We start from the raw sequence: 26,194 nt of genomic DNA, 5'->3' as shown, positions 1-26,194 counted from the left end.
TGTTTCTCCTTATGCCAAAGATAAGACCAAGTTCCTGGTCTTATCTTTTTTATTTATGGGGTCTTGCTACACATCCATTAGCATAACAAAATTTTTGTTATGGGTTATTTGTTTGGCATTGGTTTGATGGCGGTGTAGTGCTATCCAAATGCCTTAGTGAGACAAAGTGATATTTCGTTGACCTTACTCGGATATGCAATATTGCATATTTATATATTCAGACAAAAATCATCCCTCTATTAGTTATTCCTTAATGTTATCATAGCGAGGTGAGAGTCTTGAAGGGTTCTCCTTAATAGGAGGAAACGATATATGGAAAGAGTGCAAGCGATTATTGACAGTAATCTGAAACTCAAGAGCTGGGGTAAACAGGTACTAGCTGTAGGCGGAATGTTAGGGTTCTGCTACTTGGTATTATATGTTTTATGCTTCTTATTTGCTATGTAAACACTAGATAACTACACTAGTGGAGTCTTGCCTACAGAGGTAAGGCTCTTTTGTTGTATCTGAGGTGAATTTTTTTGGAGGTACTCCAAAATATTAGGTTGATGGGCATGTGGTTCTACTTCTATCACTGAAAGTAAACTAATATCTAAAAGTTTACTTTCGGTAATAACAAAAAAGTCCCTTCATAATGCTAAAGGGACTTCGCTCACACAAATGATCTGCACATCAATTCACTTTTGATATACAGATCATTTGTATGATAATTTTTATAAATAATTGCGGAATAATGAACTTACATTACTGCTTTTAAAAGTTCTTGTACAAATGGAATGATTCCACCTACAAATTTTAAAACTGCCATTGCGATTGCCATATTATTTCCTCCTCTTTTTTCGTATTAAGGTATGATAATTTTTATAAATAATTGTGGAATAATGAATTTACATTACTGCTTTTAAAAGTTCTGTTACTAATGGAAGTACTCCACCTAAGAATGATAAAACTGCCATTGCGATTGTCATATTATTTCCTCCTCTGTTGTTGATGCTAAGATGTGATTTATCTTTATGCTTTTATTATAGTAAGCGCTTACATTTTTATCAATACATTCTTATATGCAATATTGCATATTTATATATTTAGACAAAAATTAGACCTCTATTAGTCATTCCTTAATGGTATCATAGCGAGGTGAGAGTCTTTAAGGGTTCTCCTTAATAGGAGGAAACGGATATGGAAAGAGTGCAAGCGATTATTGACAGTAATCTGAAATTCAAGAGCTGGGTTAAACAGGTACTAGCTATAGGCGGAATGTTAGGGTTCTGCTACTTGGTATTATATGTTTTATGTTTCTTACTTGCTATGTAAATACTATATAACTACACTAGTGGAGTCTTGCCTACAGAGGTAAGGCTCTTTTGTTGTACCTGAGGTGAATTTTTTTGGAGGTACTCCAAAATATTGGGTTGATGGGTATGGGGTTCTACTTCTATCAATGAAAGTAAACTAATATTCAAAAGTTTACTTTCATTTTTCTTGAAAATATTTTTTGAAGGGTATGAGATATATTTTGACAAAAAAACTGAAAATTAAAATATTTAAATGTATAATAAAGTACAGAAGATATTGAAGAAATAAATAGAGAAGAGGGAATATCGTATGACTAGTTTAAAAAATGTTCTTGAGCTGGATTTTGCATATCTTGAAACCTTTACTAGCCGAATAGAGAAATCATGGGGTTCTATATTTTGTAATGAAAGTAACCCATATTATTATGATACAAATCATGCACATGTAAGTGTAGTAAGTTTAAATCCACAAATGATAGTAGATGAAGTAGTCCATTTCTATAAGACTAAAAATATAGTACCTAGATTATATATATACAACTTAGATATGCAAGAAAAACTGATTTCTGAATTACAAATAAAGAATTTTGGATTTGAAGAATTAATAAGTCCAGTCCAATTATGGAATAAGAAATTAACTAAAAAAGATAAAAATGAAAAAATTACTTTTGAAAAGGTATCTGAATTAAATTTTGAAGAAGCTTTAGATATTGAATGTAGTATAAAAGAGTTAGGAGGCGAAGTTAGAAAAAAAGCTTTTCAAGATGAATTCCAACATCCAGCATTCACTCACTATCTACTTAGATACAATGGAGTAGCATGTTCCATCGCTTGTATTTTTGAACATGAAAAACAGGCCCGGATGGAAAGTGTAGCTACAATTGAAAATTTTAGAGGTAAAGGGTTAATAGGTGAACTTATCCACTTTATTCAAAGTGAAGTAATGAATAGAGGACTAGATAATCTTTGGGTGATCCCAATTAACGAAACAGTAGAAAAAGTGTATGAAAAGTATGGATTTGAAACAGTAGAAAAAATTAAAACGGGACATGCATTTTTAGAAGGAAAAAGTATTAAAGAAATTCACGAGGGATAGAAAAAATGAGCTAAATTCTCAAACTAACTAATTGTAGAGAAAGAGAATTTTTATTTAGGGTGTACTTCAAAATCTTAGCTTGATAGCGATGTGGCGATATCCCTTTTAAAAGTTCATGAACGAATGGAAGTACTCCACCTACAAATTTTAAAACTGCCACTGTGATTCCCATAATATTCCCCCCCTCTTTCTTGGTGTTTAGATGTGGTACATCTTTATGCTTTCATTATAGTAAGCGTTCGCAATAATATTTACAAATAACGATATGTAAAATTGCATATATATATATGTATTATCGAATGAAAGATCTATGAAGCCAATGAACATGCAGGCTTCCCTTTTGGTTTATTAGTTTCATCAGAAAAGAATTCAGACCTCTGAAAGACTTTTGTAATATTTATGAAAGAGAAATGAAAGATTTACTAGATAGGATAAGACTGTTCTACTAGTAGATGATGCACGCAGATGGTAAAAACATTAGTAAAAATAAGGAGAAGTTCAGGTATGTTTATGAAAAGAAAACTGTCTATATTTACATTTTTAGCACTAATATTTAGTTTGATAGTTACTGTTTTTCCTACAAGTTCTGCTTATGCAGCTGAGGACAACCGTATACTTGATATTTATGGGGATCCAGTCCAGACATCTAAAGATTATATAATGGTACGTAAAATTTTGGATGGCAAACCTCGGCGTGATGCTTATGCAGGTATAGGTCAGAAGAGACTTGGAGTAACTTATGAGAAGTTTGCGGGTTGGCACTATGTAATTCAGTATAAAGATAAATCTTATTATGGTACTGCTGAGACTCATAAGGATACAAAAGGTAATGAGTACTATGGTACACCTATCAATTTTGAAACTCCAGATGGGGTAGAAAGTGATGGATATTTAAGACATAATACGCCAGTTACCATGTCAATGTGGATTGGAGGGCCAAATGCTGAGGCAGGAGGAATTAAAAAATATGTCAATGCAGGGAATCGTGGCTGGATTTATTTTAGCGACCAATCAAAAAGTACGTTAACAGTTTGGGAACAAAATGCAAAAGAAATCAATTTAATAACAGGTAAAACTGATTATCTTAGAGATAAAATGGGAAGACCTTGTGATTGGTACAGTGCAGATCCACAAAATTCTGAGTATGGAGTTACAACGTATTTCGAGCTAGAAACTTCAGATCAACCATTTTCAAATCAAGATAAACTATGGGGAAGTTCTGCGCCGCCATATCAATCTGGTTATGAATTAGTACCTTTACCATAGAGCATCTATTACATTTAGATTTATATAACTGTACTTGTTAATATACAATGTGTCTTTCAGTAAGGTAAGAGAAGATCCTATGAAAGAAATTTAAATTATATATCAAATGGAGGAATATTTATGAAAAGAAAAATTTTAGCTATAGCTTCTGTAATTGCTTTAACAGCTCCTATTCAAAGTGTGGCGTTTGCGCATGAATCTGATTCGCCTATTGCTTTAAGATGGTCAGCGGAATCTGTACATAATGAAGGAGTAAGTTCTCATTTATGGATTGTAAACAGAGCAATTGATATTATGTCCCAAAATACGACTGTGGTAAAGCAAAATGAGACAGCCCTATTAAATGATTGGCGTACTAATTTGGAGGAAGGTATTTATTCTGCAGATTATAAAAACCCATACTATGATAATTCCACATTCGCTTCACACTTCTATGATCCTGATTCGGAAAAAACGTATATTCCATTTGCTAAACAAGCAAAGCAAACGGGAGCAAAGTATTTTAAATTAGCTGGTGAAGCTTATCAAAATAAAGATATGAAAAATGCATTCTTTTATTTAGGATTATCACTTCATTATTTAGGGGATGTCAACCAACCAATGCATGCAGCAAACTTTACTAACATTTCGCATCCATTTGGCTTCCACTCAAAATATGAAAACTTCGTTGATACAGTGAAAGACAATTATAAAGTAACGGATGGAAATGGCTATTGGAATTGGCAAAGTGCAAATCCAGAAGAGTGGGTTCATGCATCAGCAGCAGCAGCAAAAGCTGATTTCCCATCAATTGTTAATGATAATACGAAAAGTTGGTTCCTAAAAGCAGCGGTATCACAAGACTCTGCTGACAAATGGCGTGCTGAAGTAACACCGGTAACAGGAAAACGTTTAATGGAAGCACAGCGTATTACAGCTGGATATATTCATTTATGGTTTGATACGTACGTGAATAACAAATAACAAATACATTTACACATAACAAAAGTTATTTATGTTATACAGTGAAATTTCTAACAGTGGGGGCTTCATCCCCCACCCATCTTCTTTGTTTCTCTCTGAATCTTGATGTGGAAGTCTTGTTTGATAAGTCTATTTTAGAAATCTAAAAGTCTTTTAAATCAATGAAAGACTTTTGTAACATTTATGAAAGTAAATTGAAATGTATTTAAACTAAGATGTACATACCGAAGGTGATTTTATTTCAAAAAGTATAAGCAATGTACAGTATAATTTCATCTTTTGCATTCTTGTAAAAATGATAAAAGAAAGAGAGAGGTTGCATGAATCTAAATTAAGAGAAGCATAGGATTACGCAGTAGATATTTTATTAATTCTTACATCTAGGTAAAAACAGACAATCAGGATCAGCTTCATTATCACTAGCATATAGAGATGACTATTCTTACTCTGGTAGATTCACATACAGATATGATCTAGTTGATCTATATTACTACAATGAACCTGGTCGTATTAAATCAGTAGGCTCAAGTTATTTACAAAGTGTTTATCATTTAGCATATTCAATTTTAATTTAAAAAATAAGATTATAAACCACAGAAAGGCACTCATTCGATACTCATTAGAGTGCTTTTTTTGTTCAAATTATGTCTAAACATATCAATTTCTTTTTTTGATATGGTATCGCTGTGTACAGAAATACCAAAGAAATATTGCATTTTAAAATATTTTATGATAATAATTAGTTTTTTAAATGTAATTTATAAATGGAGGAAATGTTATGAACAAGAAATCAAAATTTACTCAAATGATACTCGGTATTAGTACAATGGCCTTATCATTTGGAAGTATTCAAACACAAGTATCAGCGGAAGAAAACACACCTTATAATGTGTTACAAAAGAAACCAATTGGGATAGAAACTTCAACAGATGAAATTGCACATTCTACAAAAGCAGACGAAACATTGTCTTATGAAGAACGTTTAAAAGTGAACGATTTTTCACAACGTCCAGCTCCGGTCGTGAAACGAGCAGCGGCAAAACAATTTCAGCAAAAGTATTCTGTAACAGAGCTGAATAGAATGAGTGATGACGAATTAATTGACACATTGGCAAATGTTAGTTGGGATCAAATCGCAGATTTATCTCAATTTAATCAAGAAACAAAAGCGTTTTATCAAAATAAAGAGCGAATACAGGTTATTATTGATGAATTAGGTCGTCGCGGAAGTACATTTACAAAAGATGATACAAAAGGAATTGAGACGTTTGTTGAAGTATTATATTGCGGTTTTTATTTAGGCTTTAATAATAAAGAAATAAACTATTTAAATGAGCGAAGCTTCCATGATAAATGTTTACCGGCATTAAAAGCAATTGCAAAAAATCCGAATTTCAAACTTGGTACAAATAAACAGGATAAAGTGGTATCTTCATACGGTAAATTAATTAGTAACGCTTCTTGTGATGCTGAAACAGTTCAATATGCAGCGAATATAGTAAAGCAATATAACGATAATATTTCTACATATATAAGTGATAAAAATAAAGGAGACGCCTTGTATAATCTCATACAGGCGATTGATAACGATATACAATCTTACGGTAAAAAAGCGGATGAAACAATATGGTATGGGAAAATTGATGGTTTCATAAATGAAGTCAGTCGAATGGCGCTTCTGAATCAAGTGACAACAGAAAATAGTTGGTTAATTAATAATGGTGTGTATTATACTGGCCGTTTTGGGAAATTCCATAGTAATCCAGATAAAGGTTTAGAAATACTTACACAGGCAATGCGTATGTACCCTCGTTTAAGTGAGGCTTATTTTAATGCGGTAGAGCAAATTTCAACAAACTATGGTGGGAAAGATTATAACGGAAATACAGTAGATTTAAAGAAAATCCGTGAAGAGGGCCAAAAGCAGTACTTACCCAAAACGTATACATTCGATGACGGTTCTATCGTATTTAAAACAGGGGATAAAGTAACGGAAGAAAAGGTTAAGAGACTATATTGGGCTGCTAAAGAAGTAAAAGCGCAATATCATCGTGTAATTGGAAATGATGCAGCGTTAGAAGCAGGGAAAGCTGATGATGTACTGACAATCGTAATTTATAATGATCCATATGAATATAAACGAAATAGCCAATTATATGGATATGACACGAATAATGGTGGCATTTACATTGAAGGAAAAGGAACGTTCTTTACATATGAACGTACACCGCAGCAAAGTAGTTATACTTTAGAAGAATTGTTCCGTCATGAATTTACACATTATTTACAGGCAAGATACGAAGTTCCAGGATCATGGGGACAAGGAGAATTATATCAAAATGAACGTATGACTTGGTTTGATGAAGGCAATGCAGAATTTTTTGCGGGATCTACTCGTACGAATAATGTTGTTCCGCGCAAAAGTGTAATTAGAGGATTATCATCTAATCCTGCGGAACGTTATACAGCAGAACGAACATTATTTTCGAAATATGGATCATGGGATTTTTATAATTATTCTTTTGCACTGCAGTCTTACTTATATACTCATCAATTTGAAACTTTCGATAAGATTCAAGATTTAATTCGTGCAAATGATGTGAAGGGTTACGATGCATATCGTGAAGCTTTAAGTAAGGATCCAAATTTAAATAAAGAATACCAAGACTATATGAAGCAGTTAATTGATAATCAAGATACATATAATACCCCACAAGTATCAGATGATTATTTAGCTGAACATGCACCAAAGCCACTAGCTGATGTAAAGAAAGAAATTGAAAATGTAGCAAACATAAAAGATACAACAATGACAAAGCATAAGTCTCAATTCTTTGATACGTTTACATTAGAAGGAACATATACAGGCGACGTAACAAAAGGGGAATCTGAGGATTGGAAAGCGATGAGCAAGCAAATCAATCAATCTTTGGAACAGTTAGCGCAAAAAGAATGGAGCGGCTACAAAACAGTTACAGCGTATTTTGTCAATTATCGTGTGAATGCGAACAATCAATTTGAATACGATGTTGTATTCCATGGCGTTGCAACGGGAGAAGAAGAAAAACAGACAATTAAAGTAAATATGAATGGGCCATACAATGAGATGTTAAATGAAAAAGTTGAGTTTCATGGCGATGGTACAGAAAGCACAGGTGGAAAAATTGTTTCGTATCTCTGGGATTTTGGCGATGGTACAACAAGTACAGAAGCAAATCCTACTCATGTATATGGAAAAGAGGGGACATATACTGCCAAGCTAACAGTGAAAGATAATAAAGGAAACGTAGGCCGAGCACAAACAACGGTTACCGTAAAAAAGGATGAGCCAGTAGGTCATGGATTTGACAGCGCAAAGGCAATTCGTTTTAATAAGCTTTTCAAAGGAAATATGGATATGCCTAATATGGCGTATATGTACACATTCAATGTCACATCTCCAAAAGAAGTAGATATTTCTGTTATAGATGAACAGGGAATTGGAATAGGTTGGAATTTGATTCGTGGAACAGATATGGAACATCCTGTCGCTGAGGGCCAAGTGGATGGAAATAATATAAAAGGGAAAATTGAATTAGAACCAGGGAAGTATTACTTAGTTATGTTCTTTTCTGAGGAAAACAGAAATGGAACATATTCATTATTAGTGAAATAAATCCATTTCCAATGTATATATAATGGTTATTTTTTAGAAGGAGCCTATCAATACAAGGGTTCTTTTTTATTATTTAATATGATTCTATTTTAGTTTTTTCATTAGCTGATTGGAGTCACCATATCAGTATGGTCCTGAATTGGATAAACGAATCTGACGTCACCTCAAACCAATGACTCTTGAAGAGTCCATGAAACATATATCAAAGTAAAAGGGTAATGAATATATTTATATCGTGGTGTTGATTCGAAAGAAAACAGAATCGATTTTTCCTAAGAAAAATAAGAAACCAGAAGGCTGCAAAGCGCTTTTTCAAGAGAGTTTTGCGGCCTTTTCGTGTTTCAAAGCCTCGTGCTATAACAGTCGATAAGAATCCAGCTTATTATCTTCGTGTTAAGTATTGAGATGGTTGGAATGAATTTTATTTCAGAGATTTTTTGCACCAGAACCGAATAATCTGTAATCGAATTTTAAAATAAACAAGTTAATTAATCTAGCTTGTTTATTTTAGTTTAATATTATGCAATATTTTTCATGCAAACGATTGCGTTTTTCGTATATAATGAAAACGGATACAAAAGTGTTTTATAAATTTAAAAAAGGAAAAGGAGAAAAGGGATGAAAAAACAGTTTCAATATTATGGTATTGTCATTTTATCTGTCTTGATGTTATTTGTATCTCTATTAATTCCACAAGCAAGTTTTGCAGCCGTAAATGGAAAAGGAATGAATCCGGATTACAAAGCTTACTTAATGGCACCATTAAAAAAGATTCCGGAAGTAACAAATTGGGAGACATTTGAAAATGATTTAAGGTGGGCAAAACAAAATGGTTTTTATGCTATTACTGTTGATTTTTGGTGGGGAGATATGGAAAAGAACGGGGATCAGCAATTTGATTTTTCATACGCACAGCGTTTTGCTCAATCAGTAAGAAATGCAGGTATGAAAATGATACCTATTATTTCTACACATCAGTGTGGTGGAAATGTTGGCGATGATTGTAATACACCAATTCCTTCATGGGTTTGGAATCAAAAAAATGATGATAGTCTTTACTTTAAATCTGAAACCGGAACCGTTAATAAAGAAACATTGAATCCACTTGCTTCAGATGTAATTCAAAAGGAATATGGTGAACTATATACGGCATTCGCAGTAGCTATGAAACCGTATAAAGATGTAATCGCAAAGATATACTTATCTGGGGGACCAGCTGGAGAGCTGAGATATCCTTCCTACACATCTGCTGATGGAAGCGGTTATCCATCACGTGGAAAGTTTCAAGCCTATACAGAATTTGCAAAATCAAAATTCCGTTCATGGGTATTAAATAAATATGATTCCTTAAATGAAGTGAACAAAGAGTGGAGTAAAAAATTTACTTCTGTTTCAGAAATTTTACCACCAAGTGATGGGGAACTGTTTCTAAAGAATGGATATAACTCTTCATATGGAAAAGATTATTTAGAATGGTATCAAGGTGTTTTAGAAAGTCATACAAAATTAATTGGTGAATTGGCACACGATGCTTTTGATCCAAGTTTTCAAGTACCAATCGGCGCAAAGATTGCAGGAGTACATTGGCAATATAATAATCCGGTTATACCTCACGGGGCAGAAAAGCCAGCAGGGTATAATAATTATAGCCATTTACTTGATGCTTTCAAAAGCGCAAAGTTAGATGTAACATTTACTTGTCTAGAGATGACAGACAAAGGTAGTTATCCAGAATATTCAATGCCTAGAACATTAGTACAAGAAATTGCAACATTAGCTAATCAAAAGGGAATTGTATTAAATGGTGAAAATGCTTTAAGTTTAGGAAATGAGGCAGAGTATAACAGAGTTGCAGAAATGGCTTTTAATTATAATTTTGCTGGATTTACGTTACTTCGGTATCAAGATGTAATGTATAACAATTCATTAATGGAGAAATTTAAAGATTTATTAGGTGTGACTCCTGTTATGCAAACGATTGTAGTAAAAAATGCTCCTACAACAATAGGAGATACTGTTTATATTACTGGGAATCGTGCGGAATTAGGAAGTTGGGACACGAAACAGTATCCAATTCAATTATATTATGATTCTCATAGTAATGATTGGAGAGGAAATGTTGTGTTGCCAGCTGAAAGAAATATAGAATTTAAAGCATTTATTAAAAGTAAAGATGGAACGGTCAAATCATGGCAAACAATACAACAAAGTTGGAATCCAGTCCCACTGAAGACTACCTCTCATATAAGTCGGTGGTAATTATATTATGTAAACAAAAAAGATACTTTAATAAGTGATAAAGGATTTTTTTTGTTTTTGAAGGAAAAATAAATCTTAAAAAATGTCACATTCCTCTTTCTAGTTCTGTTGCAAAGTTTCCGAAGACATAAAGAGATGGGGAATATTGCGGACCAGTTTTATGAAACTATTAATAATTCATGTAATTCGTTATAGGGGTCTCGCCACATCGCTATCAAGCTAAGCTTATGCAAAGTCAATTTCAAGCGAGATTGTTTCTTTTTTCTAAAGGGCAAGTGTAGATGATTGAAAGATTTGCATACGAAATAAACCCTAACGGGTTTCACTTTTTTGAATTAAGCGGCTTGATTATCAGACATGGTACAATTGTAAACGACACCTAATATATCAAAGACCGTTTTTTTCTCATATCGATGAGATTTCCGCCCGTTTTGCTGTAGGAGATTGAACAGGCGAAGTAACACCTTTGATAGCTCTTGGATGTTTTTTTGTATAGTTTGGAATAAAAGAAGAAAATAGTCTTTAATCATATATATGGCTTTATACTCACTAAGCTCTCGTTTTTTCTTCATGAGGAGCAATTGGCGCATTTGAAACATGATAGAGGAACAGAGTAGAATGGCAATCAATTGGCCATATAAATGGCACTCTAATCGTTCTGGTTTTATCTTTTTACAATGATGAATGTGAAAGAATGACTTCCACGTTTTAAATAAAATTTCAATTTGCCAACGCAAAGAATACCAGTCATGTACCTGTCCCATCGGGACAATATCTGTAGGGGTGTTTGTCATATATACATTGATACCACTGAGTCGTTTACTACGAGGAGAATACTTCATTCCTTTCTTTTTTTCTCTTACAGCTTGATCTTGTAATCGTTTTTGTTGCTGTTGTTTTGTTAATCGATGAACAATTACACGAGCTGGCACTTTATCAATCATTCCTACATAAGCATCAGCTATTTCACATGTTTGTCCTGGTTGAAGGGAGTTCATTAACGTCTCCATATCTATCTGTATATACTCTGTACCTTTCTTAATTCTTCCATCTTGAAAATAATCAGGGTTAGGATTTTTTTGATAAATACGTGTATTTGACTTGATACGAGAGATATAGTAGGCCTCGTTATCTTGTATATATTGAAGGTCTTTTAAATGAAAATAACCTAAATCTCGGATACATAAATCATTCGCTGTCACAGTTGGGGCACACAGAGAGCCGTAAGTGCGATCATGTTGTTTACCTGGTCCTGTATGAATATGGAGGAATTGTCCACTTAAAAGGTCATATTCAAGTTGAATTTTTACACCAGCCTTATGGCTACAACCTCCTGCACCAGGATAAACCGATGAAAATACATCTGGAAGTTGAAATGCAGTGGAATCTAAGATACGAATACGCTTAAAAATAGAAGTAAATGAAGAAGAAAACAACCTAGATGAAGATAATTTTTGGTTCAGAAGTTTAGCTAATACTTGTTGTAGAAACTGCACGGCTGCGGCATTAAATCGTTGATTTAGTCCTTCAGGACTGATGAGTACTTCTGTTGATGCTTCTAAACAACTACATAACTGGGTTAAGGAAGTTTTTGCTACACTCTGGCTTATCCATACGCATAAAGCTACTAAATCTTGTGCTTGATACTTACTTGTTCGCTGTACAAACCCAACATCCCTAGCTAGATTCTGTAAGATATTTGGGGATAAAAAATTCTGAATCTCCTGTGCAAATAGTTGTAACTCGTCAGATATCGACATATAAAAACACCATCCTTTCCTATGATTCTACAGAAAGAATAGCGTATTTTTTCATTTTAAGAAAGTTTAGTTTTGTTAGCTTAATAGCGATGGGTCTTTACTCCAACAAGGGGATTTATGGAAAATTGTAGAATGTATTAATTTTAAATTCTTATACCCAATTTTTTAGGAGTGACTACAAATGCGAATATACCCTGATTGTCCAATTATTACTAGAACAGTAGAGGTTGGCGGACTTACGAAATCACAGCTTATTCAGAAATTGCAACAATACTCCATTTTGATGAATGAGTATGGAGAAAGACTGCTAGCTGATGATAAATTTACGACTTCTAATACAAAGTACAGCCTGCAGACCGTTGAACTAACCGTTATAGACCTTGGCTTTCCTGATGGAGCTACTACGGCTCAGCTCTTTAAAAGAGCGAGCGAACTTGGTTTGGAATTGTGTCCGCTTGAGCTGGGACCTCAACTAAGATTGGAGTATCTGGAACAGCCTGAAGGTTATTTGGGGAATGCCTCACAACAACATCAAGCTCCATCTGGCTCCATCACAATAGCATCGGAAATATTAACTAAAGACGATGATTTTCCGAAAGGCTTTTATCTTAGACGAATTAATGGCGTGTTGTGGCTACGCGGATACATCGCTGACCATCTGCACGTTTGGAAGCCTGAAGACCACTTTATCTTTGTCAAACAAAAAAACTTTAAGAAGTGAGAAATCATGAGAAACTTACCTGCTTTTGTTCAACTAAAGGGGGGCTTTACTTCATGAGACCGTCGTTAGACGGTCTTTTTTATTGTCCTTGTTTTTTGGGATCACCACATCACCATCAAGCTAAGATTTTAAAATGTCCCCAAAACAAAAATTTTATACACTTAAGGAATTTGTAAGTATCAAGTAAGAAAAACGAGAGCTTCGTTTCTTATAATCAAAATATAAAGTGAAGGAAGAGAGGTTGTTTCTGTCTGGGGTTAATATGCATGTGGAAAAGAAGAAATCTACGGTTTTTTAGAGTAATAATATCAGTGTGTCCAAGTTTTGGAGATTACTTGCAAATATTTTGAAGTTTTTGCACCAGAACCCTAATTACCATACCTGTTTTTACCATCACATATTGGAGGCTAAAACATGAATAAAAAAAAGAAAATACAAAAATCAGTACTTACCTTTACCCTACTCTTTTCTTTAGGCGTTTCATCTTTCCCGCTTACAACAGCTATTCACGCAGATACACGTGAAGAACAATCCGCAGAAAAGAAACGAATCTCTTTAACGGAGCGTACATCATTATTTTTTGAATATCTCCAGCAAGGTAAATATGCAGAGGCACTCCAGTTGACGTCTGCTGCTTTTCAATCCAAGTTTACAGCAAACACATTACAAAACTGGTGGACACAAAGTGGCTGGAGCGGGATAAAAAGCATGGGAACCCCTGTAATAAAAGAACGAAACTTGGTCCATCAGACGGTGGAAATTCCAGCAGCTACCGAAGGAACTACCATCCCGCTACTCCTTAAATTCACACCTGGCGGGAAAGTAGATGAAGTTGGGGAAAGGATGCCCCCGGAATCTTATACCATCCCGCATCCTAGCTATGATCAACCTGCTTCCTATCAAGAACGTGAAATCGTCATTGGAAATTCTACCTATCCGTTACCAGCCACATTAACGGTTCCGAAACGTAAGCCTGGTGAAAAGGTACCCGTAGTTGTTCTTGTTCATGGTGCTGGCATCCATGATCGCGATAGTACATATCTGGGAACAAAAATCTTACGAGACCTTGCGGTGGGCCTTTCATCCAACGGAATTGCAGTGTTACGCTATGAAAAACGCACCTTAGAACATGCATTAAAGATGAGTGCAGAACCTGGTACGTTAGACCGTGATACTACAGATGATGCCATATATGCAGCAAAATCAGCAGCGCAGCAGGAAGGCATTGATCCAAATAATATTTTCATTCTTGGACATAGCCTAGGAGCTGGCACAATGCCGCGTATACTGAGCAAAGCGCCTTCCTCACTTGTCCGAGGAAGTATCTTACTCGCACCACCTGCACGCCCTTTGACTGACATTGCCATTGATCAGTATCAATACCTTGGGGCGTCAAAGGAAGAAATCGATGAACTAAAAAGACAGGTCGCTTTTATCCAGGATCCTACTTTCAATCCTGACCATCCTCCAGCTGGCTACAATTTTGGATCGCCTCATTTTATGTATGATGTTTCTAGGTGGCGTCCAGTTGAAGAGGCAAAATCACGAAAAGAGCCTTTACTCATTCTGCAAGGGGCACGCGATTATCAAGTAACAGTAAAAGATGAATATACAAAATGGCAAGAAGGACTTTCAAATCGCGGGAGTGTTCAGTTCAAAAAATACCCGAAATTGAATCATTTCTTCACAGAGGGTGACGGGGAATTAAGTCGTCCTAGTGAATACGAAATCCCTGCTAATGTTCCCGAGTACGTCATCCAGGACATTATTACATGGGTCAACGAGACAAAAAAATAAGAAAACATCAAAAGCCTTCATGCAATCGTCATTGCGTGAAGGCTTTTTTGAAACTAGTGATTCAGACATATCTATTATTTTCGATATTATTTTATATAATATTTGCCTCGAAACGAAAAATTAGAGTCTTTTATAGCAATGAAGTTCATTTTTATCATTTTGGGAGCAACCTGCTCTGTTAGCTTGATGGGCATGGGGTCCCGCCACATACCCATCAAGCTAAGATTTTAAAGTACCCCCTAAATGGAAATTTTGTGTTTTTATAGCATCGAAGTTTATTTTTCTTTCTTCTTTTTAAATGCCAAAACATAAAAAAATATTGGGATTAAAAAATCTGCCAATAACTCTCCCATTCCATAAGGATCGACCTTAATATCTCCTCCTGCTAGATGCATAATAGATGATATTGTAAACAAAATTGTTACAACTAATGCCCATTTACGTTGAATTAATTTATTATTCATTTTTCTTCACTTGCTTTCATAAAATATTTTTTTCATACAATACCCATTATGGTAGTAATACCTATATTAATTAGGGTTTATTTCGTATGCAAATTTTTAAATAATCTACACTGATCCCCTATAAATAAAAATTTTATTTTAAATAAAATCAATTTATGAATATAAGTAATTTAAATTATTAAAAGTAGTTAATATAAAAAACTCTGATTTTAAAAAGATCAGAGTTTTAAAATGATAGGTGATCCCTTATATAATAAAAAAAATTATGATAATTGCGCACTAACATTAATAATAATTACAACACCTAAAACTAGAATAATCCAAGTCCAATACTTATTTGGAATGAAAAATAATGAAGATTTATCTTTTATTTGAACTCTTTCTCCGGTTTTTTCATCGACGAATGTTCGTACACTATCAGATATAAACTTTTTAGTGAAAAAATAATTAATCATCGCTATAGAGATAGTCGAAAATATTCCTTGCAAAATAAATCCAAGTTTATCTTCCGTGTTCACTTGCAAAAAACTAAAAAGGATTGCATTTATCATAAACCCTAAAATAAATGCTAAAGCTACTAACATTCCTTTACCTCTCCAAATAATCATTACATAATGACTCCTTTCAATTTCTAAATAATGGGACATACATATTACATTATATTACATTATGTTACTTTATGGAAAAGTTTCTTATCAACTATCACACTGTTATTACAGAAAAAATTAAAGTTTATGACTTGAACAAAGGAAAGGAAAGGAAAGGAAATTGCTAAAGAAGGTATTGCTTACACGCAAGAAAACATAACAATCGAATCATTAAAATTTTGGTGCTAGCCCATGCCCATCAAGCTAAGGTTATGAAGTACCATCACAACTTTCACCGAAATCACAAGAAGTCATATAAGGGATAGCACTACCCATAAAGCAAAAAATACGTTATCCTTTCTGTAGAATCATAGGAAAGAATAGCGTATTTTTTCATTTTATGGGGTATTTTGTTTTGTTAGGTTGATAGCGATGTGGCGATATCCCATAAATAAACTAGCATTCATTTAGTACTTAATCACAATAAGTTAATCCTTTATTAATTTCGTGTATGTCAAAGAAAGAAGGATCAAAATTTAATAAATCCCATTCTGCGTAGATTTTATGTTGTGGGTGTGAAGAATCTTTTATCGCTTCTAAAAATTCAATATACCCTGGAATGCCCCCAATATCCTCTAATGGCGCCGCATTTTCTCCTCCTATACATTTTATTTCATCAGAAGGTTGATCAAATATCTTTTCAACATGAATCTGTAACAGCCAATGATCTCCAAAATCATATACATATTGAAAAGCCTGATCCGTTTTTCCGATGTGTTGGTGTAGCATAGTTTTATCAGCATGTAGCATCGGGGACGACGTAGTCATTGCCAATGTATGAAAGGAAATGCTCGGATCAGGAGGAGATGAAATTACATATTTCCCCACAGTAAATTCAAATAAATGTTGGTGTTGCCACTGAAATAAGCATTGAATCACGTCATGTAAATCATCAAAGGATAAATCTGTCGGTAAACTAACTCTTCTCCAAATAGGGAAAGGACATCCCACTAATTCCAAGTGCAATTGATAACATTTCATTTGTGTTTCCTCCTGTTTTAAATGGATGGTATATGTCTAGTTATCATTTTCGCTGAAATAGTAAGAAATATAAAGTATAAATCAATAGGAGGAACAAAAAATCATGCTAGTGTACAAAGAATTCGTTGTTACCCCAAACTGAAAAAATGAGCTGAATTGTCGATAGGTAAAAATTTTCGTTTAGGGGGGACTTCACATCACTATCAACCTAAGGTTTTGAATTATCCCCATAACGAAAACTTTATGCATCGTTGACTTCTTTTAAACTGTGTTAGTTAATTTAAAGATAATTAAGAAAGCCGTTCCTATAGCTAAGAATGGCTCTTATATATAAAACTTAATTAATTGGTATATACTTCTTGAATCCCTTACTTATAGTGCCATTATAACCATTTTTAGAAAAGAATTTATGTGCTTCTATTCTAGTTGTACTACTTAATAAGATAATTCTTGTGGATCCCCTTGCAATTGATAGCCGTTCTACATGTTTTAGTAACTTTTCACCTATCCCATTACCTCGAAAATCTTCATTTACAATCACATACTCTAGAACGGTATATGGTCTAAATTGATATCCAGGATCAAGACAAAAAGTCATAAATATACTTCCTTTAACTTTACAATCTTCCTCATATACAAATAAAAAATTATTAGAATCATTCCTTATCTGCTCAATTCTTTCTGGTAATACAGTTGTAAGTCTACATATGTTCCCGCTTCAGGACTATATGCGCTTGTTAAAGCAGTAGGTAATGTAATACCGAATCCACTTAATAGTCCTTGTAAATACCCTGACCAACCAGATGCAACAGCTGAGGAAGCTAATCCATATTCTAAAATTAAATCCCACCCTAAAATCCAAGCGATCAATTCTCCAAATGTTGCATAGCTATAAGTGTAAGCACTACCGGATACCGGTACAGTAGATGAAAATTCAGAATAACATAATGGGGTTCAGCCGAGATACGTGTAAAAACGGGTCATAGACTGGAATTTATTTCCATAATATGACCTTTTGCTGTTTTTATGGATATATAATGAAATCTTTAACAAGATTTATATAAAAAACAAACGATTCTTTCAACAAGCTTTAAAGGAAGAATCGTTTGTTTTTTATTAGTGGGTATCTACATTCCTACACAAATTTTGTAGGTTAAATTAGGTTCCATGTCCAGTAGGGGTACGGCAACGATTCCTTCTTTTTGGAGCCACTCATAAAAATAACACAAGAGGCAAAACGATATTTATCGTCTTATCCTCTTATCTTTCCGTTAATTCACTGATCCAACTGAAATACAGGTATGGCTGAGATAAGTTCAAAAAAATAGAAAGATCTCATTCAAAAAATCTTATCATGAATGCGGTCTTTCTATTAAAATGCTGTACATTCATTGGCTTTCAAATTAACTCTGTTTTATTAAACCCACAATTTAAACCTTTTTAACAAATTCAGATTTTAATTTCATAGCTCCAAAACCATCAATTTTACAATCAATATCATGGTCTCCATCTACTAAACGGATACTTTTTACTTTTGTACCTATTTTTACGACTGATGAAGTTCCTTTTACTTTAAGGTCTTTAATTACTGTTACAGAATCACCATCGTTTAAGATATTTCCGTTTGCATCTTTAATCACTTTTGTATCTTCACTATTTTCAGTTTCTGATTCTAAAGTCCACTCATGAGCACATTCTGGGCAAACAAAAAGATTTCCATCTTCGTAAATGTATTCTGAATTACATTTTGGGCAATTTGGTAAATTAGACATATTTTTATTTCCTCCACTCGTTATCATTCATTCTAAATATATAAAAATTTTTTAATTACCTTTTTACAACTTCGTAAGAATAACAATTACGAAGTTAAAATGTAAGAAGCTTTTCTTATCTGTGTCTCAAGCATCTATTTTTATCGCAGATCATTCAGTTTCTTAATGATCATGTTCGGTGTCGCCCATTCATCACGGTCGAAGTCAGAAATAGACACTTCAATGTTTAAACGTTCTTGAAATTCTACCAATAAAGATACTGTACCAAAAGAATCTAGAATCCCTTCTTCAAATAATTGCACATCTGGGTTATCTTTTACGATATCATTTTCACATACTTCTTCTAAAACATTTAATACTTGATCTTTAAATTCAGACATTTTTTATGCTCCTCTATACCCATGATTTATCATTAATTTTTTCATGGTTTTCTATTTTTTAACACATCATTTAAAAGAATCTGTCCCATCATCATTACAAAGCTACCCCTAGTTTTTGTGTAATAGTTATTCAGATTTAACAAATAATTGTTCCCTGGAACATATGTGATTACAAACCCTTTGTTCTTTTCTTTAGGGAATGGAATGTATATGTTTTTAACATTTGGCTGTATAGCTGGAATGTCTTTCGAAAACAAACCATTTAATTTCGTTAAAAACGTCTTTCCATTAGAGATAGGTTGTATTTTCTCAGCCCTGTTAACACCATTTTTGTTTTTACTTGAATCTATTCCCCATACAATTACACCACCAGAAACACAAGAAAAAAATGACACGCTTTTTTCATAATTCTCTTTATCATCTTTTGAAAGAACACTAATCGTACAATCTGTTTTACATTGAAATGTAAGGAAGATATTCTCTTCTTGCTGTTTCATGATCATATGTTGGATGTATGAAAAACCTTCTTGTTCAAACCTTGTAAAAATCTTCTCCGCATTCTCCAAAGTAAACTTTCTCCTTCTCTATTTTTTAATAAAATGATTAAAAGAGTAGATCAAATCAAACAAACTTTGTATGTGAAGTGAATTTTTAAAACCCTAATGCATTTGACTTTTTCTTTATTGTATTCACTTCCCGAGAAAGCCCGGTACATTCATGAAAAGCGAAATGCTTACATCCTATACACTTTTTTGTATTCAAATGTCTTAAAGCATAGTTGATGGCTTCTCCGGTATGATCAAAAAAGTTTTCTTCTCCAATCTCAGCGTACAATCCATTCTTATCTAGAGTTGTCTTTAACTCGGATTGAATTCCTGAAATGAGAAGTATGCCACCTTGCTTTTTAAAATGCTGAACAATATTCCTAAAGTAAGACTCTCCTGTTGTATCAATAAAAGGAACTTTTCCCATACGCAAAATTAAAACTTTGGGTTTATAATGAATGGTCGCTAAAATGTTTTGTTCAAATGTTTGAGCAGCTCCAAAGAATAACGGTCCTTCTATTGTATAAATACTAATTTGTGGACAATCATGAGCTTTATTTACCACATGTGGTAACAATTTTTCATGCTTCCTTGTATGATCAGGAAGCACTTTAGATATGACAAGCATGTTGCTCATACGTTTTGTAAATAAAATAACAGCTAAAATAAGTCCAATTTCCACAGCTGTTGTCAAACTTGTAAATACAGTCAATAGAAATGTTACAAGTAATACCAGAGAATCCCCCGTTTTCATTTTAAGGATGTGAATAAAATGTTTTTGCTCACTCATGTTCCAAGCTACCACCATTAAAATGGGAGCCATACTAGCAAGTGGAATATGCGAAGCGTATGGAGCTAATAGTAGAAGTGTGAATAACACAAATACCCCGTGAATAATTCCTGACATCGAAGATGTAGCTCCACTCTTAATATTGGTTGCTGTTCGAGCAATCGCTCCAGTTGCCGGAATCCCTCCAAATAACGGGGTAACAATATTGGCAATGCCCTGACCAATCAGCTCTTTGTTACTGTTGTGCTTACTATTTGTCATACCATCTGCCACGACAGCGGATAAAAGAGATTCTATACCACCCAACATTGCAATAACAAATGCAGGGCCAATTAACTGTTTGATACGCTCTACTGTGATTTCTGGTATATCAAACTGAGGAAGTGTATTGGGAATCGTACCATACGCTGTACCAATAGTAGGCACATGACCTGAGAAAAATATAGTTGCAATGATAGTTGAAATTACAACACCTACTAATGAACCAGGTACTTTAGGTGAAATTTTTGGTGTGATGAGTATAACAAAAAAGCAAATCAAAGCAGTTATAACACTGTAAAAATTGGTAGTACCGATATGAGTGAAGATTTCCTGCAGGTTTGCTATAAATTCCTCGTGTTTTTTTATACCTGTTAGACCTAAAAAACTAGCAATTTGTCCCGTAAAGATAATGACGGCAATACCTGACGTAAAACCAATTGTTACAGGACGTGGGATAAATTTAATTAAAGATCCCAGTTTAAAAATTCCCATAAGACATAAGATAATTCCGGCTAACAAACCAGCAAGTAGTAAATTTTCATATCCATAGGTAATGACAATGCCTAAAAGAATTGGAACAAAGGCACCTGTAGGTCCCCCAATTTGATATTTTGAACCACCAAATAGCGAAATGAGTATTCCGGCAATACATGTTGTATAAATCCCATACTCTGGTTTAACACCAGAGGCTATTGCAAAAGACATAGCAAGTGGTATCGCAACAACTCCAACAATCATTCCTGACAGAAGATCCTTTTGAAAATGTCCCAATGAATATCCTTCAAACCTTCCCGTAAATAATCCTCTCATTACAAACCCTTCTTTTCTATTTATAATAAATCTGGATTACAAATGTATTTCTCGTTCCTTTATAGAGGAGATTTTCATTTTTACAAAATAAAACATTATCCTAATATTTACTATACGTTTTTCTTAAATGACGCTCTAATTTACCTACATTTCCACCTTGTTGTACGTAGGATTTCAACCTTTCCGCTAGAAGTTCTCCAGCTCGACTATCTAGCTTCTTCGTATCAATAAACGATGTAATCCTTACCTTATCTGGAGTCATATCTCTACGAAACATCTGTCCTGGGATTTCACTCCAAAAACGATTCCATTCATCTAATAATCCAATTTGATCAAATAAAAAACCTTGAATCCCACATAACCAAGCTGTACAAGCTGTATTTCTTTTTTGACATCCAACTCCATCTTGTAAATGTTGGCATGAAAAACAACAAGAATTCCCGCTTTTAATACAAACTTTACAAACATGATGAGCTCCTATTGAGTGGAAAATTTCAATCCCATGTTGGATGATATCTTCTTTCTTAACTTCACTACTCAACTTCCCCCTCCTTAACTATCGTTTCACTTTCTGTTTCGTCTAGCTCTTCTAACATTGAAATCGTATCGATTAAATGGTTGTTAAAAATCTTCCGTGCAACCACCAGTAAATCTACAATCATAGGGTCTCGTAGAGAATATAAAACTCGTTTTCCATCTTTCGTACCAACGACAATGTTTTTTGAACGTAGTACACTTAATTGTTGAGAAACAGCTGAACCTTCCTTGTTAAGGATGGTTTGAATTTCATTTACACTTCTTTTACCCTCTGACAATAGTTCTAGAATACCTATTCGCAAAGGATGTGATAAAGCTTTAAAAAAATCAGCTTTAAATTGTTGCATTTCATTTCCCATTAAAACACCTTCTTATTTTTAATTAAAAATCCAAAATTATCATATACATCTTCAAATGTTTGAATATGTATATGATACTTCTAGAAATTCGAAATTTCAATACAAACTTTAAAATGTTTCCCGTAACAAAAACGACCATTTTTGTTACGGTCATTATTAATAAACTTTTAGTCTAATTAACTTGCATACTGAGTGTAACAAAAATATGTAACAATATTATTTGTAACAATATCTCCATTTAATCGTTTTTGGTACAATAGTCGGTGAAGGGGATGATAAATATGAAGTTTGGTTATATGCGTGTTTCTACATTAGATCAAAATTTAGATCGTCAAAAGAAACAGCTTGAAGAATTTGGATGCGACCGTATTTTCTTCGAAAAAATAACCGGTACAAAACGAAACCGGCCGGAATTAAATAGTATGCTGGAATTTCTTCGTCCAGAAGATACAGTCGTTGTAACCGATTTAACTCGATTATCACGTTCTACAAAAGATCTCATTGAAATTACGGAACAAATTTCTCAAAAAGGAGCACACTTGAAAAGTCTAAAGGAATCATGGCTTGATACAACAACAGCACATGGAAAAATGTTGTTTACTATTTTCGCTGGTATTGCTCAATTTGAACGAGATTTAACTTCTGAACGGACAAAAGAAGGGATTGAGGCTGCAAGGAAACGAGGGAAACATCCTGGAAGACCAAAAACCGATGAGGAAAAGGTAGATTACGCTTTATATCTTATTAATCAAGGTATGAGTCGTACAGATGCCGCCGAGAAAGCTGGTATCTCGAGAATGACTTTGTACCGTAAGATGCAACAGTAAAATACATATAGTTTTGATTTTAGTATAGTAGGAGGAATTACATTGACCTCAATTGAACGTACAGCCTATCCAAGGTTTAAACAAAACTTAACTCGAAAAGAACTGAAAGAGATTTATACCGTCACATATGAGGAGAACCAATTTGCCCATAGAGTAGCACGTGGAACTATTCCGGTCTTTAGCCTTTTAGTTATGCTAAAGTCTTTCCAACGACTAGGTTATTTTCCACGTCCAAAAGATATTCCATCTGTGATAATTCATCATATCCGTTCGAGTTTGCGTATATCAAATGAAACCGAACCAAACTTCCGAACAAAGTCCATATATCGACACCAGAAAGCAATTCGTGAGCATTTGCAAGTATTGCCATTTGGGAAGGATGCTTTACATATTGCTACTAATGCAATATATAAAGCATCTCAAGTGATGGATAACCCCGCTGACCTTATTAATGTTTCTATTGAAGAATTAATTAAGGAACGTTATGAATTACCAGCATTCAGTACACTAGATCGGCTTGCACGTCGAGTGAGAACGCTGGTTAATAATCGTCTTTGTAATACAATTCTCGCTCGTTTGTCTAATATAGAAAAAAATAAACTCGATCAATTACTTCATACGTCAAAAGAAACTCAACATTCTGGTTATAATTATTTTAAAGAAGTTCCCAAAAGCCCTTCTATTACTCATATGAAAGATTTACAAAACAGACTTTCATTTATTACGTCTTTCCTTCCAAACATTCATGATTTATTAGAAGGCATTCCAAATTCTAAATTGAAGCACTTTGCTGCTGAAGCGAATTCTTTAGATGCTTCAGAAATAAAGGACTTCGCTCCTCCCAAAAGATATATGCTGTTGTTATCAACTATTTATCGGTCACAAATTACAACTAGGGATAACCTTGTAGAAATGTTTCTAAAAAGGATGGGAATCATTCATAAAAAAGGAAAAGAAGAACTTGCTCTTTTGAGGGAGCAACATCGTTCCATAAGTGAAAATCTTATTTCTGTACTGAGTGAAGTTTTAGAAACAACAGCTATGCATGATGATAATACACAAATTGGCAGCAAAATTACTGAGCTATTTGAAGCTAAAGGTGGTATAGAATTTTTAAAACAGGACTGTACAGCAATATCCTCATACAACGGAAATAATTATCTACCACTTTTAGAAAAATTCTATAAGAATCATAGAAAAACATTATTTCGGCTCATCACATTATTAGAAATTGACTCAACAACTCAAGACGATTCCCTCATAAATGCTCTGGAATTTTTATTAGAGAACGAAAACCGTAAGGTTGAACATCTACCTAGCGATATTGATTTATCATTCGCCAGTGAACAGTGGAAACATACAATTCGCGTTGAAAAAAGCACGAATTTACTTTACCGTAAACGTCTTGAAATCTGTATATTTTCTTATTTAGCCTCTGAATTAAAGACGGGAGACCTTAGTGTAAAAGGTTCTGAGAAATATGCTGATTATAGACAACAATTACTTCCATGGGAAGAATGCCAACCGATGGTTGAAGATTATTGTAATGAACTAGAATTACCTTCCTCACCTACTGATTTTGTTAATCGGTTAAAAAGTTGGCTAACATCCGCTGCAAAAACTGTTGACCTAAACTATCCTAATAATAGACAAGTTATCATAACTGAAGATGGAGAACCAATCCTGAAACGTTTGGTACGAAAAGAGTCTTCCAAGAGTAGTAAAATGTTAGAAAAAGAAATTATACAACGACTACCGGAACGAACGATTCTCGATATACTTTGTAACGTTGAACACTGGACTCATTGTACAAGACATTTCGGCCCATTTTCAGGATCTGAACCTAAATTAGAGCATCCAATTGAACGTTATATTATTACTTCATTTGGATATGGCTGTAATTTAGGGCCAGCCCAAACCGCTAAACATATGCGAAATATAGTAACACCTCATATGATTTCTTTTGTGAATCGTAGACATATCAGTGCCCAAAAATTAGATGCCTCAATTCAAGACATTTTAAATCAATACAACCTCTTTAGCCTTCCAAAACTATGGGGGAGCGGAAAAACAGCCGCCGCTGATGGAACAAAATACGATTTATATGAAGAAAACTTACTGTCAGAATACCACATCAGATATGGGGGCTATGGAGGAATAGCTTATCATCATGTTTCGGATAATTATATTGCTTTATTTAGCCATTTTATCCCCTGTGGGGTTTGGGAAGCTGTTTATATTATTGATGGATTGCTAAAAAACAAGTCAGATATCCAACCCGATACGATTCATGCTGATACACAAGGTCAGTCTACTCCTGTCTTTGCACTTTCTTATCTATTAGGAATCAATTTAATGCCTAGAATTAGGAATTGGAAAGACTTAAAATTTTTTAGACCAAGCAAACATATTCAATATAAACATATAGATCCTTTATTTAGTGATGTAATCGATTGGAAGTTAATTGAGACTCATTGGCAAGATTTATTTCAAGTTGTTTTGTCTATAAAAGCTGGAAAGATACTACCCTCAACTCTTCTCAGAAAACTGAGAAGTAATAGTAAAAAGAATCGACTGTACCAAGCATTTCGAGAGCTAGGCAGAGTCATTCGAACGATATTTCTTCTTAGATATATCTCAGATATGAAATTAAGAGAGCAAATTACAGCTAGTACAAATAAAGTGGAAGCATATAATGGTTTTTCAAAGTGGTTATTCTTTGGTGGGGATGGGATTATTACTGAAAATGATCCAGTAGAACAAGAAAAACGGATTAAATATAATGATCTCGTTGCCAATGCAGTCATTTTTCAAAATGTCGTTGATATTACCATGATTTTATGGCAACTCAAAAGAGAAGGTTATCGATTCTCACGAGAAGATCTGGTGATGTTAAGCCCATATATGACGAAACATATAAAACGTTTTGGCGATTATGTGATTGATTTACAAAACATTCCACAACCAATAGAAGAGAATATACCTGTATAAAAGATAAACGGGTCATAA

23 protein-coding genes and 2 pseudogenes are annotated in these 26,194 nt (G+C 34.0%); 12 read left to right on the top strand and 13 right to left on the bottom strand.

Features of this window, described 5'->3' with window-relative positions:
- The first annotated feature begins 312 nt into the window (after window positions 1-312).
- From NSS97_RS28020 to NSS97_RS28010, 3 genes are all read left to right on the top strand, one after another.
- Window positions 313-447 (top strand): hypothetical protein, encoded by a 135-nt coding sequence (locus tag NSS97_RS28020; RefSeq protein WP_016130762.1) that lies wholly within the window; start codon window positions 313-315, stop codon window positions 445-447.
- 732 nt (window positions 448-1,179) lie between these two features.
- On the top strand, window positions 1,180-1,314 hold the full coding sequence (locus tag NSS97_RS28015) for a hypothetical protein (RefSeq protein ID WP_002192069.1): 135 nt from the start codon (window positions 1,180-1,182) through the stop codon (window positions 1,312-1,314).
- 291 nt (window positions 1,315-1,605) lie between these two features.
- The gene (locus tag NSS97_RS28010; protein ID WP_002187972.1) at window positions 1,606-2,391 is read left to right on the top strand and encodes a GNAT family N-acetyltransferase; all 786 of its coding nucleotides are present in this window, start codon (window positions 1,606-1,608) and stop codon (window positions 2,389-2,391) included.
- A gap of 10 nt (window positions 2,392-2,401) precedes the next feature.
- Here NSS97_RS28010 and NSS97_RS28005 read toward each other — a convergent pair whose 3' ends face one another.
- The gene (locus NSS97_RS28005) at window positions 2,402-2,563 is read right to left on the bottom strand and encodes a hypothetical protein (protein ID WP_002187974.1); all 162 of its coding nucleotides are present in this window, start codon (window positions 2,561-2,563) and stop codon (window positions 2,402-2,404) included.
- A 332-nt stretch (window positions 2,564-2,895) separates the two neighbouring features.
- On the opposite strand from NSS97_RS28005, the gene NSS97_RS28000 reads away from it, so the two are divergent.
- The 5 genes and pseudogenes from NSS97_RS28000 (at window position 2,896) to NSS97_RS27980 (ending at window position 10,534) form a co-directional block, all read left to right on the top strand.
- The gene (locus NSS97_RS28000) at window positions 2,896-3,657 is read left to right on the top strand and encodes a hypothetical protein (protein ID WP_002187975.1); all 762 of its coding nucleotides are present in this window, start codon (window positions 2,896-2,898) and stop codon (window positions 3,655-3,657) included.
- Between the two features lie 120 nt (window positions 3,658-3,777).
- A complete protein-coding gene (locus NSS97_RS27995; RefSeq protein ID WP_002193553.1) occupies window positions 3,778-4,620 on the top strand; it encodes a phospholipase C in 843 nt (280 codons plus the stop codon).
- A 778-nt stretch (window positions 4,621-5,398) separates the two neighbouring features.
- Window positions 5,399-8,275, top strand: coding sequence for a collagenase ColA (gene colA / locus NSS97_RS27990; RefSeq protein ID WP_087963246.1), 2,877 nt, complete (start codon window positions 5,399-5,401; stop codon window positions 8,273-8,275).
- A 121-nt stretch (window positions 8,276-8,396) separates the two neighbouring features.
- Window positions 8,397-8,673: pseudogene (locus NSS97_RS27985) on the top strand (DDE-type integrase/transposase/recombinase); the annotation flags it as partial.
- A gap of 220 nt (window positions 8,674-8,893) precedes the next feature.
- Window positions 8,894-10,534, top strand: coding sequence for a family 14 glycosylhydrolase (locus NSS97_RS27980; RefSeq protein WP_002192076.1), 1,641 nt, complete (start codon window positions 8,894-8,896; stop codon window positions 10,532-10,534).
- 335 nt (window positions 10,535-10,869) lie between these two features.
- Here NSS97_RS27980 and NSS97_RS27975 read toward each other — a convergent pair whose 3' ends face one another.
- Window positions 10,870-12,294 (bottom strand): IS4 family transposase, encoded by a 1,425-nt coding sequence (locus NSS97_RS27975; protein ID WP_341114799.1) that lies wholly within the window; start codon window positions 12,292-12,294, stop codon window positions 10,870-10,872.
- A gap of 181 nt (window positions 12,295-12,475) precedes the next feature.
- Here NSS97_RS27975 and NSS97_RS27970 point away from each other — a divergent pair, with 181 nt between their 5' ends.
- Both NSS97_RS27970 and NSS97_RS27965 read left to right on the top strand, forming a co-directional pair.
- Window positions 12,476-13,015, top strand: a complete 540-nt coding sequence (locus NSS97_RS27970; protein WP_002205015.1) for a hypothetical protein — start codon at window positions 12,476-12,478, stop codon at window positions 13,013-13,015.
- Window positions 13,016-13,429: 414 nt separating this feature from the next.
- Window positions 13,430-14,812, top strand: a complete 1,383-nt coding sequence (locus NSS97_RS27965; RefSeq protein WP_002205017.1) for an alpha/beta hydrolase — start codon at window positions 13,430-13,432, stop codon at window positions 14,810-14,812.
- A 275-nt stretch (window positions 14,813-15,087) separates the two neighbouring features.
- Here NSS97_RS27965 and NSS97_RS27960 read toward each other — a convergent pair whose 3' ends face one another.
- From NSS97_RS27960 to NSS97_RS27910, 11 genes and pseudogenes are all read right to left on the bottom strand, one after another.
- Window positions 15,088-15,276 (bottom strand): hypothetical protein, encoded by a 189-nt coding sequence (locus NSS97_RS27960; RefSeq protein ID WP_341114795.1) that lies wholly within the window; start codon window positions 15,274-15,276, stop codon window positions 15,088-15,090.
- Between the two features lie 263 nt (window positions 15,277-15,539).
- Entirely contained in the window at window positions 15,540-15,884 is a 345-nt protein-coding gene (locus NSS97_RS27955) for a hypothetical protein (RefSeq protein ID WP_044441258.1), read from the bottom strand.
- Window positions 15,885-16,337: 453 nt separating this feature from the next.
- Window positions 16,338-16,904 carry a plasmid pRiA4b ORF-3 family protein gene (locus NSS97_RS27950; protein ID WP_000650501.1) on the bottom strand — a complete coding sequence of 189 codons (567 nt, stop codon included), beginning with the start codon at window positions 16,902-16,904 and terminating at the stop codon, window positions 16,338-16,340.
- A gap of 337 nt (window positions 16,905-17,241) precedes the next feature.
- Entirely contained in the window at window positions 17,242-17,613 is a 372-nt protein-coding gene (locus NSS97_RS27945; protein WP_286125940.1) for a GNAT family N-acetyltransferase, read from the bottom strand.
- Window positions 17,601-17,852: pseudogene (locus tag NSS97_RS27940) on the bottom strand (amino acid permease); the annotation flags it as partial. The pseudogene NSS97_RS27940 and the gene NSS97_RS27945, both read right to left, overlap by 13 nt.
- A gap of 482 nt (window positions 17,853-18,334) precedes the next feature.
- Entirely contained in the window at window positions 18,335-18,676 is a 342-nt protein-coding gene (locus NSS97_RS27935; RefSeq protein WP_000067655.1) for a zinc ribbon domain-containing protein YjdM, read from the bottom strand.
- A gap of 140 nt (window positions 18,677-18,816) precedes the next feature.
- Window positions 18,817-19,056, bottom strand: coding sequence for a D-alanine--poly(phosphoribitol) ligase subunit DltC (gene dltC / locus NSS97_RS27930; protein ID WP_016107073.1), 240 nt, complete (start codon window positions 19,054-19,056; stop codon window positions 18,817-18,819).
- Between the two features lie 41 nt (window positions 19,057-19,097).
- The gene (locus tag NSS97_RS27925) at window positions 19,098-19,622 is read right to left on the bottom strand and encodes a hypothetical protein (protein ID WP_341114793.1); all 525 of its coding nucleotides are present in this window, start codon (window positions 19,620-19,622) and stop codon (window positions 19,098-19,100) included.
- A gap of 85 nt (window positions 19,623-19,707) precedes the next feature.
- The gene (locus NSS97_RS27920; RefSeq protein WP_341114791.1) at window positions 19,708-21,462 is read right to left on the bottom strand and encodes a SulP family inorganic anion transporter; all 1,755 of its coding nucleotides are present in this window, start codon (window positions 21,460-21,462) and stop codon (window positions 19,708-19,710) included.
- Between the two features lie 100 nt (window positions 21,463-21,562).
- Window positions 21,563-22,003, bottom strand: a complete 441-nt coding sequence (locus NSS97_RS27915) for a hypothetical protein (RefSeq protein WP_016107076.1) — start codon at window positions 22,001-22,003, stop codon at window positions 21,563-21,565.
- Window positions 21,996-22,358, bottom strand: coding sequence for an ArsR/SmtB family transcription factor (locus NSS97_RS27910; RefSeq protein ID WP_090835483.1), 363 nt, complete (start codon window positions 22,356-22,358; stop codon window positions 21,996-21,998). The genes NSS97_RS27915 and NSS97_RS27910 overlap by 8 nt, the downstream gene beginning before the upstream one ends.
- A 281-nt stretch (window positions 22,359-22,639) precedes the next feature.
- Here NSS97_RS27910 and NSS97_RS27905 point away from each other — a divergent pair, with 281 nt between their 5' ends.
- The gene (locus NSS97_RS27905) at window positions 22,640-23,185 is read left to right on the top strand and encodes a recombinase family protein (protein ID WP_000668450.1); all 546 of its coding nucleotides are present in this window, start codon (window positions 22,640-22,642) and stop codon (window positions 23,183-23,185) included.
- 42 nt (window positions 23,186-23,227) lie between these two features.
- Window positions 23,228-26,176 carry a Tn3 family transposase gene (locus tag NSS97_RS27900; RefSeq protein ID WP_341114784.1) on the top strand — a complete coding sequence of 983 codons (2,949 nt, stop codon included), beginning with the start codon at window positions 23,228-23,230 and terminating at the stop codon, window positions 26,174-26,176.
- The last annotated feature ends 18 nt before the right edge of the window (window positions 26,177-26,194 follow it).

This window comes from Bacillus sp. FSL R12-0074, assembly GCF_038005725.1.
In the GTDB taxonomy this organism is placed as follows: domain Bacteria; phylum Bacillota; class Bacilli; order Bacillales; family Bacillaceae_G; genus Bacillus_A; species Bacillus_A mycoides.
The sequence above is the reverse complement of the archived record's forward strand: the minus strand, read 5'-3'. Positions and strand labels throughout refer to the sequence as shown.

Bases quoted from the DNA above. Each gene is read 5' to 3' on its own strand.
- NSS97_RS28020 (WP_016130762.1), top strand. From the start codon at position 313: ATGGAAAGAGTGCAAGCGATTATTGACAGTAATCTGAAACTCAAGAGC.
- NSS97_RS28015 (WP_002192069.1), top strand. From the start codon at position 1,180: ATGGAAAGAGTGCAAGCGATTATTGACAGTAATCTGAAATTCAAGAGC.
- NSS97_RS28010 (WP_002187972.1), top strand. From the start codon at position 1,606: ATGACTAGTTTAAAAAATGTTCTTGAGCTGGATTTTGCATATCTTGAA.
- NSS97_RS28005 (WP_002187974.1), bottom strand. From the start codon at position 2,563: ATGGGAATCACAGTGGCAGTTTTAAAATTTGTAGGTGGAGTACTTCCA.
- NSS97_RS28000 (WP_002187975.1), top strand. From the start codon at position 2,896: ATGTTTATGAAAAGAAAACTGTCTATATTTACATTTTTAGCACTAATA.
- NSS97_RS27995 (WP_002193553.1), top strand. From the start codon at position 3,778: ATGAAAAGAAAAATTTTAGCTATAGCTTCTGTAATTGCTTTAACAGCT.
- colA (WP_087963246.1), top strand. From the start codon at position 5,399: ATGAACAAGAAATCAAAATTTACTCAAATGATACTCGGTATTAGTACA.
- NSS97_RS27980 (WP_002192076.1), top strand. From the start codon at position 8,894: ATGAAAAAACAGTTTCAATATTATGGTATTGTCATTTTATCTGTCTTG.
- NSS97_RS27975 (WP_341114799.1), bottom strand. From the start codon at position 12,294: ATGTCGATATCTGACGAGTTACAACTATTTGCACAGGAGATTCAGAAT.
- NSS97_RS27970 (WP_002205015.1), top strand. From the start codon at position 12,476: ATGCGAATATACCCTGATTGTCCAATTATTACTAGAACAGTAGAGGTT.
- NSS97_RS27965 (WP_002205017.1), top strand. From the start codon at position 13,430: ATGAATAAAAAAAAGAAAATACAAAAATCAGTACTTACCTTTACCCTA.
- NSS97_RS27960 (WP_341114795.1), bottom strand. From the start codon at position 15,276: ATGAATAATAAATTAATTCAACGTAAATGGGCATTAGTTGTAACAATT.
- NSS97_RS27955 (WP_044441258.1), bottom strand. From the start codon at position 15,884: ATGATTATTTGGAGAGGTAAAGGAATGTTAGTAGCTTTAGCATTTATT.
- NSS97_RS27950 (WP_000650501.1), bottom strand. From the start codon at position 16,904: ATGAAATGTTATCAATTGCACTTGGAATTAGTGGGATGTCCTTTCCCT.
- NSS97_RS27935 (WP_000067655.1), bottom strand. From the start codon at position 18,676: ATGTCTAATTTACCAAATTGCCCAAAATGTAATTCAGAATACATTTAC.
- dltC (WP_016107073.1), bottom strand. From the start codon at position 19,056: ATGTCTGAATTTAAAGATCAAGTATTAAATGTTTTAGAAGAAGTATGT.
- NSS97_RS27920 (WP_341114791.1), bottom strand. From the start codon at position 21,462: ATGAGAGGATTATTTACGGGAAGGTTTGAAGGATATTCATTGGGACAT.
- NSS97_RS27910 (WP_090835483.1), bottom strand. From the start codon at position 22,358: ATGGGAAATGAAATGCAACAATTTAAAGCTGATTTTTTTAAAGCTTTA.
- NSS97_RS27905 (WP_000668450.1), top strand. From the start codon at position 22,640: ATGAAGTTTGGTTATATGCGTGTTTCTACATTAGATCAAAATTTAGAT.